We start from the raw sequence: 8,292 nt of genomic DNA, 5'->3' as shown, positions 1-8,292 counted from the left end.
TTAATTGTTAAAGAACTGTATTCGGTACTGCTTTCGCGCTATCGACAAAGCGTTGTGTTTGTCAGCTGCGAAGAAGGAAGAGTATGAAGCATTTCGCTACATCCGTCAACATCTTCTTTTCTGCTACATCGCCGTTTCCGGTGATCCTCAAGTGCCGCATTTGACTGCGTCTCATTGGGGAGGCGAACTATAGCAAAGCCGCCCAAGGGCGGCAAGCTTTATTTCAGCAATGTAGCGATTGCCCTGCCCACATCGGTGGTACTGGCGCTGCCGCCCATGTCCGGCGTACGCGGGCCGTGCTCCAGCACCTGCTCGATGGCGCACACAATCGCATCATGCGCGGCCCGGTGATTGGCGTCGCCATTGCCGAGAAAGTCCAGCATCATGGCGCCCGACCAGATCATGCCGATGGGGTTGGCGATATTCTGGCCATAGATATCGGGCGCGGAACCGTGCACCGGCTCGAAGACGGAGGGAAAGGTCCGCTCCGGGTTGATATTGGCCGACGGCGCGATGGCGATCGTGCCCGTGCAGGCGGGACCCAGGTCGGACAGGATATCGCCAAACAGGTTCGAGGCCACCACCACGTCGAAACGCTCCGGACTCAGCACGAAGCGGGCCGCCAGGATGTCGATATGATATTTGTCCCAGCGCACATCGGGGAAGGCAGGTCCCATCGCTTCCACCCGCTCATCCCAATAGGGCATGCTGATCGCAATGCCGTTCGACTTGGTGGCCGATGTCAGGTGTTTCTTGGGGCGGCTTTGCGCCAGCTCAAACGCATACTTCAAAATACGGTCGACGCCCTTGCGCGTAAAGACAGATTCCTGCAGCACCGTTTCACGCTCCGTGCCCTCGAACATGCGCCCGCCCACGGAGGAATATTCTCCCTCCGTATTTTCACGCACCACGTAGAAATCGATATCCCCCGGTTGTTTATACGCCAGCGGGCACGGCACGCCAGGCATCAGGCGCACGGGCCGCAAATTGACGTATTCGTCGAACTCTCGCCGGAATTTCAACAGGGAACCCCATAAGGAAATATGGTCGGGCACTTTGTCCGGCCAGCCTACGGCACCAAAATAGATGGCATCGAAATCCTTGAGTTGCGCAAACCAGTCCGACGGCATCATTTGCCCGTGTTCCAGGTAATAGTCGCAATTGGCCCAGGCCATCGTCGTGAACTGCAGGTCGATATTGAAACGGCGGGCGGCGGCTTCGACGACACGCAAGCCCTCCGGCATGACTTCATTGCCGATGCCGTCGCCGGCGATGACTGCGATTCTGTGTGGGGGCATCACGTTCTCCTGTTGATAGATGGATGCTTTGATCATACTGGCGTCACATCAGAATACAATCGGGATATTCATAACCCGAGTATCCACATTTCGTGGCCAATCGATGAAAAATACGCCACTGCTGGAAGATTTGCGCCTGTTTTGCCTGGTCGCCCAGAAAACGAGTTTTGCCGCCACGGCGCTGGAACTGGGCATTTCCAAGGCCGTCGTCAGCAAGCGCATCGGCATGCTGGAAGCAGCCATGCAGGCGCGCTTGCTGCACCGGACCACGCGCCGGGTCAGCGTGACCGATCACGGCGAGATCGTGCGGCAATGGGCACTGCGTATCCTGGAAGATGTCGAGCAGATGGGAGAAGCGGTGGCGCAATCAAAATTGCAGCCACGGGGCGTGTTGCGCATCTGCTCCAGTTCCGGCTTCGGCCGCAACCGGCTCGGTCCCGCCCTGTCCCAGCTGGCACGGCAATATCCTGAGCTGAAGATACAGCTGGAACTGCTCGACCGCCCCGTCGATCTGCTGGGCGAAGGTTTCGACCTCGACATCCGGGTCGGCGTAGTGCACGAACCCGACCTCATCGCGCACCGTATCGCCGGCAACAGCCGCGTGCTGTGCGCCGCGCCCGCCTACCTGGCGCAGCACGGCACACCAAGCACCCTGGCGCAATTGCGCGACCATCACTGCATCGTCATCCGTGAACGCGACCAGGATGGGCAACGCTGGAAACTGCAGGGTCCGCAAGGGCTGGAAACCGTGAAAGTCGACGGGCCGTTGTCTGCCAACAATGGCGAGATCGTGCACCAATGGGCACTCGACGGCCACGGCATCATCTTGCGCTCCGCCTGGGACGTGAACAGCAGCCTGGCACGAGGCCATCTGGTGCGTATCTTGCCCGCATACCGGCAGGCTGCCGATGTATGGGCGGTCACGACGTCGCGGCTGTCGAACTCGGCCAAGGTCCGGGTCTGCGTGCAGTTTCTGCAACAGTGGCTGCAAGCGCGGGATGCCTGACTCACACCTGGCGCGCCACCTCCGGATACAGGCGCGCCAAGGTATCGGACGTCATGGCCGACAGAATGGGCAGGACGCGCTCGGCTGCCAGCTCCGGTGATTTTTCGCGGCGCACGTCTTTCCATAACTCCAGCAACGCGCCATCATGGTCCGCCACCGCCCGCTCCACTTCATCCTGCCAGAAGGCAGGCGCTTCGCTTTCGACGAAATTACCGCGGCCACGGCCAAAATGCGCCACCGCCAGATAACGCAGCACGCCCGCCACCACCAGGGTGCGCAGGAAGGCGTCCGTAAATTGCATGGTGGGCTGATTGCGATCCGTGCCGGAATTAAATCCCCAGGCGGCGCCCGCAAACGTCAGCGCACCGACGACGCCGCCGAGCAAGGCGCCCGTGCCCAAGGTGAGGCCGCCGGAAATCAGGTCGGCCGACAGGCCCGTCGCCGCGCCCGAAATCATGGCACCCAACAGACCCGCTTGTGCCTTGTCGATCGGCGCGCGCACGGCAAAATTTTCCCGCACCCGCGCATTGATCTTATGCGCATCGGTGGGATCGAGTTTGTGCAGGATCAAGAGTTCACGCGTGGTCTCGCCGCTGCGCGTATTCAACCGCGCCACCAGGTTGCCCATGGCCTTTTCCTGGCGTTGCTGTTCTTCATTCTTGCCGATGCCCACCACCTGCAACGCGGATTTCAACAAGCCCTTGGAAACAGGGTCGATCGCTTCGCTGTCCTGCGCGGCCACGGCCAGCTGCGTAGCCAGCAGATGCATGGCCTGCTGGAAACGCGCCGTGTTCTGCGCTTGCCATGTGGCAAATAATCGCGCATAGCCGGCCTGCTGCGACTGAGGCAAGAGCTTGCCCACGGCTTCGTAAAACACGCGCTCGTGCACCCAGCAGCGGGCAAACGCATCGAGGGCCAGGACGTCGCGCACAATGGGATATTGCTGCAGATGCGCGCGCCAGCGCGCCTGTTCGCCGTGTTCCTCATTGCCAGGACGTGGCGGCCCCATCTGATTAAGCAAGACCACCACGGGTTTGCCCAGCCACTCGAGGATTTTCATTTCCGCCGGCAGGTAACCCGCATCCTTGGGATTTTCCGAGGAATTGACGAGATACAGCACGACATCGGCCGCATCCTTAGCCGTGCGCAAGGCTTGCTGGCTGAGCCAGAACGGGCGGTCCCGATAGCGGTCCAGCACTTCGCGCAGGAACCAGCCGATGGGATTGCCCGACTGGCCCAGCCGCTTGAGCAGGCGCACGGAATCGCCAAAGCCGGGCGTGTCCCACAATTGCAAGGTATCGCCCTGCGGCGTGGCCAGCAGGGTGTGCGATTCCGCGAATACCGTCACGTGGGCGGCATCGCGCACTTCGCCGATATCCACGCCCACCAGGGTGCGCGCCAGGGTCGTCTTGCCATTATTCGTATGCGAAATCAGCGCAAACTGAATCTGCACCGCATCGCCCTGCCCCTCTTTGTTCACATTCACACTCATGCTGCTGCCGATACTTTCAGCCCGACACCGCCGTCGAGCGGGTGCAGGGCGGGATTAAGCAAATTGACCAGGGTGGCCGTCGTCTTGTGGAACTGGCAGAACTGTTGCCACAGGGCGACTCTTTCTGCCAGGCGCGCGGCATTGTCCGCTTGTTCGCCGGCATGTTCCAGGTAGCTGGATTCGTCGATCAGGACGGCGATGCCGCGCGTCGACGATTGCACCAGGTAATCGAGGAAGGCGCCGTGGTTTTCCTTTTCCGGCGTTGCCGTCAGATTGAACAGCACGGCCGTGATATTGACTTGCGGATCATTCAGGTCCGTGCCGCGCAAGACGTCCTGCGGCTCTTCGCCATACGACGTCGACGGCCGCAGCATCATGCGCCCCTGTTCGCCAAACAGCATGATGGAGAGCTGGCCCAGGCCCTTGTGGCGCGCCTCATCGACCGTGAAGCTGTACGGCAAGACGCGCAGCATGCCGCCCGTGGCCACGCCGATGCTTTCGTTGAGCTTGCGGAAATACGGCTGATCCAGATCCAGCGGAAAGTGCCTGGCCAGGCGCGCGGCGCGCCAGTTGTTGACGAGGGCCAGGACCAGGCGGGGCACGACGACCAGCAGGAAGATGGTGGCCGCATACAAGTGCACCCAGCGCGCGCCGCCCTCGACGTTCGTCGTTTGCGGGAAACGCAGCGCTTCGATTTCCGCCAGCGAAAAGCCTTGCAGATGAAACAGGGCAATGGCCGGCGCAAACAGGGTCGAAAGCAGGCCGTGCACCTGGCTGGCGCCGAGGAAGGTACTTTCCCAGCCGGCTGCATATTGCGACAGAAAACCGCGCGCATACAGCGAGGCGACGGCGCCGATGGCGAACATGGCGGCGCTCAGGTGGATGGTGCGGCCCAGGCGCGCAGCCGTCAGTTTCGCGCTCAGGTGCGCCCATTCACCCATGAAGCTGAGCAAGCCCGCTGACAAGGCGTGCGGCAGCTTGCGCGGCAGGGACAAGCGCCCCACGCTCAGGTGGCGCACCAGTCCCGCTTTCGGCCAGCCGAGGGAATGCGAGGGAATGCACAGCCAGATCAGCAAGCCCAGGTACACCAGCAGATTCCAGGCGATGATCAGCAACAAGGGGGCCGACAGCAGGTCGACGCGGTGCGGGTCCGTAATGCGGTCGAGTCCGGCACCGAGCAGCAGGGCCAGCAGGGGCAAGGTCAGCGCCAGGGTTTTCATGCCGTTGCGGCGTTTCGCGAAAGCGGCGAAAGCTGGCGTGCGTTCTGTGATGCGTTTGATGATGAGTTCGGAGCGCTGCTGCAGGAAGTCGTCGCCCGTGACCTCGGCCTGCTTGCCTGAAGCTTGCCACTGGGCAAGCTCACGCGCGCTGCGGCTGGCATACATGCGGTCGTCCTCGCTGAGGACTTCTTTTTTCTGATCGGCCGTCTCGATAGCCCGGACCAATACCACTTCTCTCGCAATCTGCTCGTTCATGGTGCTCCTGTTTTTGTATGAAACGACAACTCGACAGGCAGATTGTGACGTACTTTTCCGTTTCAGGCCAACGCGTCGTCGGCTTTCAGCAGTTGATACAGCAGATAAACGAGGAAGGAGGCAATCCACGCCGACCACAAGGTATGCGTAAAGAACTGTGCCCCTCGCAGTTGTTGCAGCCAGCCCAGTCCCAGGCCGCACAGCAGCATGACGCCGCCCGCCAGCACCGCCAGGCGTGGCCGGCGCGGCAGGAAAAACAGCGGCAGGGCCAGCAGCCACCAGGCATGGCTCGCCCCCGTGGCCGGCAGGCAGACCATGGCGGACGCCTGCGCCGGCACGCTTTCCAGCAGGCGCGTGTAGGATGCCAAGCCGCCATAGCGCAATACCTCCGTCGGGCACGACACGCCGCTGAACGCGGACAGCAGATAGATGCCGAGCGGCACCAGGACGGCCGACAACGCCAGCACGCGCAAGGCCACGCGGCTTGATGTGGACCAAAGCAAGGGGCGCAGCGCATCCCAGATCGCCAGCAAGATCGCGGCGCCGGCCAGCAAGGTCATGCCGGACTGAAGACTATCCGCCAGTGCGTTGGCCGTACCGGCAAACTGCCCCCGCACGCCGTCATACATGCTGTCGGCAAGCGCCAGGTCGAGGTTGCTGTAATTGCCAATTCCAATGATCAGGACGGCCGACAACATGAATACGCTATCGATACGTTTGGGGAGAGTAAGGAACTTCAGTTTGGCCAGCATGGATACGCACAATTACTTGATGGGATGAAAAGGACTGGCCGCATGCAGGGCAGCAGCCATGCGAGTCATCGTACAGTGTCTATATGAAGAGAACATGACGACATCGCCCATGCACGGCGGCGTGGCAAGACAAGCGTCCGGGCAGACCATACAAGGAAGAAGGTGAAAACCACGTCAGATATGCGTTAAATTTTCGTTAAATGTACGAAAATCACGTGTAACACTTAGATAAAATCAATACGCAATACGCTACCGCCGCCGGGGCGGGGAGTGAATGTCAGGCTGGCGCCCAGATGCAGGCATATGCGTTGAACCAGGCCCAGTCCCAGGCCCGTGCCGGACGAACCAGCCAGGCCGGCCGGTATGGGCTGGTGCAGCAGGCGCGCTCGCGCCGCTTCCGGCAAGCCGGGTCCCGTGTCCTCGACGATCAGGGCGCGCCCCGCCAGGCGCACGGTGACCTCGCCCTGCAAGGTGTATAGGCAGGCGTTGCGTACCAAGTTGCCGATGGCGGCGGCGAGCAGTTCGCGCGGAGCGTCGAGCTGAAAGTCGTGGTCCGGCACAAAGACGAGCGTCAGCGGCTTGCCCGCCGTGTATGGCTGGTAACGCTGGCACTCCTGCCCGGCCAGTTCCGCGACAGAAAATGGCGCACATTCCAGCAACTCCGGCGCCCGCGCCAGGCGCAGCAGCACCGTCACGGAATCGGTGGCTTCGCGCGCGGCCCGCGCAATGCGTTCGGAGGCGGCCCGCACGACAGGGGCGCCGTCGCCATGCGCCATCAGGATTTCCGCCGCGCCCGTAATCACCGTCAACGGCGTGCGCAGTTCGTGGCTGACATCTCCCGTAAAAAACCGCTCCCGGTCGAGAACTTCCGTCAACTCCGTCGTACGTGCGGCAAAAGCACGCGCCAGGATTCCCAGTTCATCGGCATTATCCTGCAGCGGCAGCGCCGGCTGACCAGCCTTGACGGCTTGCGCCAGCGCCATGATGGGCGTGATCAGGCGGTTGGCGATGAAGGCGCCCAGCAAGGAAGCGCAAATTAGGAAACCGAGAAATGCCAGGGCAAACATGCTGTAGACCACCATCTCGATCTTTTCATATTCCGTGGCATGGTCGATGACGACGAAGTCACCATGTACGTCGCGGCCAGCCAGCACGTGCAGATCGACGCCGTCGATGGTTTTTTCATGCATGCCGGGGGCCAGCCCGCGCAGCGGCGGCGGGATATCGCCCGCGTGATGAAAACTCAGGCCGGCCGGCATCTCGACGGACAGACCGGCCGCATGCCGCGGCGAGGCCCAGGCCGCCACTTCCTTGAGGCGTTCATCGACGAGGCGCACTTCGATACCTTCGACGGCGATGGCGGCGATGATGGCAAAAAAGAGACTCGCCACCACGGCAAACAGGAGATAAGCGACGATGATGCGCCGCTTCAAGGAGTTAAACGGCCGCATCTTCACTCAGCAGTTTATAGCCGATGCCGGAAATGGTGCGCAGCATGGGGAAGGCGTACGGCTTGTCGAGTACTTGTCGTAGCGCATGGATGTGCGTGCGCAAGGCATCACTGTCGGGGCGGTCGTCACCCCAAACTTCATGCTCGAGCCGGTCGCGCGGCACCAGTTTGGGCGCCTCACTCATCAGGCATTTCAGGATGGTGTAACCGGTCCTGGTCAAGGTCAAGGGCTGGCCGGCGCGCCGGACTTCGAATTTTTCTGTATCGAAACGCAATTCGCCCACCGTCAGGATGGCCGCGCCCGTGGTTTGCCCGCGCGCGCGGCGCAGCAAGGCTTGCAGGCGGATTTCCAGTTCCAGCAAGGAAAATGGCTTGACCAGGTAATCATCGGCACCGCTGTCAAAGCCGGCGACCTTGTCTTCCAAGGTATCACGCGCCGTCAGCATCAGCACCGGTGTGCTGTTGTGCAATTCACCGCGCAGTTTCTGGCACAGTTCCAGTCCCGTCAAGCCAGGCAACATGACATCGAGCACGATCACATCGTATGCATGCTGAGCCAGCAAGGCCAGGCCGGCATAGCCATTCATGGCCGAATCGAGCACATGGCCCTTGGCTTCCAGATAGGCGTAGAGATTGGCGAGAATATCGGGGTTGTCTTCAATGATCAGGATGCGCATACCGCCATTGTAGGGGGTATTGAACGACATCCCATAAAACCGCCAGACGAAAAAAAACCCGCTCATTGCTGAGCGGGTTTTTCTCTACTGCGAATAACAAGCCTGACGATAACCTACTTTCACACTGGTTGCAGCACTATCA

7 protein-coding genes are annotated in these 8,292 nt (G+C 61.2%); 1 reads left to right on the top strand and 6 read right to left on the bottom strand.

All coding sequences use genetic code 11. From position 1 onward, the window contains the following. Positions 1-218 precede the first annotated feature (218 nt). Positions 219-1,298 (bottom strand): tartrate dehydrogenase, encoded by a 1,080-nt coding sequence (locus EBS11_RS27360; RefSeq protein ID WP_290608481.1) that lies wholly within the window; start codon positions 1,296-1,298, stop codon positions 219-221. Positions 1,299-1,401: 103 nt separating this feature from the next. Between EBS11_RS27360 and EBS11_RS27355 the strand changes: the two genes are divergently transcribed. Next, positions 1,402-2,304 carry a LysR family transcriptional regulator gene (locus EBS11_RS27355; protein ID WP_290608480.1) on the top strand — a complete coding sequence of 301 codons (903 nt, stop codon included), beginning with the start codon at positions 1,402-1,404 and terminating at the stop codon, positions 2,302-2,304. A 1-nt stretch (position 2,305) separates the two neighbouring features. On the opposite strand, the gene EBS11_RS27350 is transcribed toward EBS11_RS27355, so the two are convergent. The 5 genes from EBS11_RS27350 to EBS11_RS27330 form a co-directional block, all read right to left on the bottom strand. Beyond that, the gene (locus EBS11_RS27350) at positions 2,306-3,796 is read right to left on the bottom strand and encodes a DUF3482 domain-containing protein (protein ID WP_290608478.1); all 1,491 of its coding nucleotides are present in this window, start codon (positions 3,794-3,796) and stop codon (positions 2,306-2,308) included. Next, entirely contained in the window at positions 3,793-5,271 is a 1,479-nt protein-coding gene (locus tag EBS11_RS27345; RefSeq protein ID WP_290608476.1) for a DUF2868 domain-containing protein, read from the bottom strand. The genes EBS11_RS27350 and EBS11_RS27345 overlap by 4 nt, the downstream gene beginning before the upstream one ends. Positions 5,272-5,333: 62 nt before the next feature. Next, a complete protein-coding gene (locus EBS11_RS27340; protein ID WP_290608474.1) occupies positions 5,334-5,969 on the bottom strand; it encodes an acid phosphatase in 636 nt (211 codons plus the stop codon). Positions 5,970-6,247: 278 nt separating this feature from the next. After that, on the bottom strand, positions 6,248-7,474 hold the full coding sequence (locus tag EBS11_RS27335; protein ID WP_290608472.1) for a HAMP domain-containing sensor histidine kinase: 1,227 nt from the start codon (positions 7,472-7,474) through the stop codon (positions 6,248-6,250). Then, on the bottom strand, positions 7,461-8,150 hold the full coding sequence (locus EBS11_RS27330) for a response regulator transcription factor (protein WP_290608484.1): 690 nt from the start codon (positions 8,148-8,150) through the stop codon (positions 7,461-7,463). Before EBS11_RS27330 ends, EBS11_RS27335 begins: the two co-directional genes overlap by 14 nt. Positions 8,151-8,292 lie beyond the last annotated feature (142 nt).

It is taken from the genome of Janthinobacterium sp., from assembly GCF_009923995.1.
Taxonomy (GTDB): Bacteria; Pseudomonadota; Gammaproteobacteria; order Burkholderiales; family Burkholderiaceae_D; genus Janthinobacterium.
Note: the sequence above shows the minus strand (reverse complement) of the source record. Positions and strands in the feature narration are given on the sequence as shown.

Excerpts from the sequence above, each read along its gene's own strand:
- EBS11_RS27360 (WP_290608481.1), bottom strand. The coding sequence starts at position 1,298 with ATGCCCCCACACAGAATCGCAGTCATCGCCGGCGACGGCATCGGCAAT.
- EBS11_RS27355 (WP_290608480.1), top strand. The coding sequence starts at position 1,402 with ATGAAAAATACGCCACTGCTGGAAGATTTGCGCCTGTTTTGCCTGGTC.
- EBS11_RS27350 (WP_290608478.1), bottom strand. The coding sequence starts at position 3,796 with ATGAGTGTGAATGTGAACAAAGAGGGGCAGGGCGATGCGGTGCAGATT.
- EBS11_RS27345 (WP_290608476.1), bottom strand. The coding sequence starts at position 5,271 with ATGAACGAGCAGATTGCGAGAGAAGTGGTATTGGTCCGGGCTATCGAG.
- EBS11_RS27340 (WP_290608474.1), bottom strand. The coding sequence starts at position 5,969 with ATGTTGTCGGCCGTCCTGATCATTGGAATTGGCAATTACAGCAACCTC.
- EBS11_RS27335 (WP_290608472.1), bottom strand. The coding sequence starts at position 7,474 with ATGCGGCCGTTTAACTCCTTGAAGCGGCGCATCATCGTCGCTTATCTC.
- EBS11_RS27330 (WP_290608484.1), bottom strand. The coding sequence starts at position 8,150 with ATGCGCATCCTGATCATTGAAGACAACCCCGATATTCTCGCCAATCTC.